Origin of the sequence: Pseudoblastomonas marina, assembly GCF_014641655.1 — a bacterium.
In the GTDB taxonomy this organism is placed as follows: Bacteria; Pseudomonadota; Alphaproteobacteria; order Sphingomonadales; family Sphingomonadaceae; genus Alteriqipengyuania_A; species Alteriqipengyuania_A marina.
In genome coordinates, this window is the sequence record NZ_BMID01000036.1 from 1 (window position 1) to 703 (window position 703).

At 23.0% G+C, this 703-nt stretch carries 1 protein-coding gene and 1 pseudogene; both read left to right on the plus strand.

Annotated features, from left to right (window positions below; genetic code table 11):
- Positions 1 to 213, plus strand: a 213-nt coding sequence (locus tag IEW49_RS13455; RefSeq protein WP_229658241.1) for an LAGLIDADG family homing endonuclease, incomplete at its 5' end; no start/stop codon positions are given.
- A 93-nt stretch (positions 214 to 306) separates the two neighbouring features.
- Positions 307 to 573 (plus strand): annotated as a pseudogene (locus tag IEW49_RS13460) (LAGLIDADG family homing endonuclease); the annotation flags it as partial.
- Between the last annotated feature and the right edge of the window lie 130 nt (positions 574 to 703).

The following is a 703-nucleotide window of genomic DNA, read 5'->3' on the forward strand; positions in this document are numbered from 1 at the left end:
TATTTAGAGTTTAGAATTACACAATCTAGCCCAGATGCTCAAATTTTATTTATGATAAAAAAAGAATTAGGGTTTGGAGTTGTTAGAAAACAAGATTCAGTAAGAAATACTCATTGTTATAGAGTTAGAGATAAAAATAATCTAATTAAACTAATTTCTATATTTAATGGAAATATTTTTCTTGATACTAGAAAAGAACAATTTAAATTATGATTAAATGCGTTTAATTTAAAATATAAAGAAAATATACCTCATATAGATAGTTCATTTAGACCTAATTTAGATAATGCTTGATTATCTGGTTTTACAGATGCTGAAGGATGTTTTACTTGCTCCGTTTATGACAATAAGTCTAATACTGCTAAATTAGTTAGATTAAGATATATTTTATCTCAAAAAGGTAACTCTAGTTGTATGGAATATTTAGCTGAAATATTAGGAGGTAAAAAACATTTATTAAAAAGTTACGAAGGTTACAATGTAACAGTTAATACCACTAAATTATCTCCTATTGTACAATATTTTAATCTTTATCCTTTAAAAACTAAAAAGTATATTACATATTTTAACTGAATAAAAATATATAAGTTAGTAATAGATAAAAAACATAATGATCCTGAAAATTTATTATTGATTATGAAATATAAAAATAACATTAATAAATCTGATTATAATAAATAAATCAACTTTCGGCGGACCCCGC